The sequence below is a fragment of the Mycobacterium mantenii genome (assembly GCF_001667865.1).
GTDB classification, from domain to species: Bacteria; Actinomycetota; Actinomycetes; order Mycobacteriales; family Mycobacteriaceae; genus Mycobacterium; species Mycobacterium mantenii_A.
The window spans coordinates 1-1,045 of record NZ_LZJP01000098.1 but is presented as its reverse complement, the minus strand read 5'-3'; the positions used below and the strand labels follow the sequence as shown (position 1 = coordinate 1,045).

Sequence of the window (1,045 nt, the reverse complement as noted above, 5' to 3'; positions counted from 1 at the left end):
GCGATCCCCAGATCACGCACCAACGGCCCCAACGACCAACCATCAGCCGCGATATGGTGCACCACCACCACCAACACATGCTCACCGTCGGAGATACGGAAAAGCGTTGCGTGAAGCGGGATCTCGGCAGCAAGATCAAACGTGTAGCGCGCCGCGGCGTTAACGGCCTCGCTCAGCTGACTTACCGCACAGCCGGTGCTATCAACAACGCACCCGAAATCGGCCAACTCGACAGGAGCAGCCACCTGCTGCGGAACCCCTTCGACCGCAGGGAATATCGTGCGCAGGCTCTCGTGGCGAGCCACCACATCGGCCAACGCCGCACGCAACGCGTCGGCGTTCAGGCGTCCGTCCAGCCGCAAGGCCGCCACGATGTTGTAGACCGGCGACGGCCCTTGGAACTGGTCGATGAACCACAACCGGTTCTGGGCAAACGACAACGGAACCACGGCGGGCCGTTCATGCGCTACCAGTGGTGCAAGCGGTCCCGTGTCCTCACCGATACGGGGCGCCAGCTGGGCCACCGTGGGTGCCTCGAACACCGCACGCACCGAAAGGCCCTCATCCACAGTGGTATTGATGGCCGCGATCAGCCGCATCGCCGACAGCGAGTCACCACCCAATTCGAAGAAGGAGTCGTCCACCCCGACCCGCTCGACCCCCAGCACCTGGGCATAGATCCCGGCCAGGATCTCCTCGACCGCACTGCCCGGAGCCCGATACGCGTCCGCGCTGTATTCCGGTGCCGGCAGGGCGCGCTTGTCGAGTTTGCCGTTGATGGTCATCGGCAGCGCGGCCAATGCCACCACCGCCGCCGGGACCATATAGGCCGGAAGCCGCTCAGCCAACTGCGCGCGCACTTTGGCCGGGTCGGCAGTCCCGGTCACATAGGCCACCAGACGCTTGCCGCCGGGCCTGTCTTCACGGTCGACCACCACCGCCTGCTCTACCGCGTCGAGGTCGGCAAGTGCCGCTTGGACCTCGCCCAACTCGATGCGATACCCACGGATCTTGACCTGCTCATCAGCACGCCCCAGATACCGCA

General features: G+C 65.2%; 1 protein-coding gene. It reads right to left on the bottom strand.

Features of this window, described 5'->3' with window-relative positions:
• The coding region (locus tag A5688_RS17430) for a condensation domain-containing protein (RefSeq protein WP_242663217.1) at nucleotides 1-1,045 on the bottom strand (1,045 nt) is incomplete at both ends.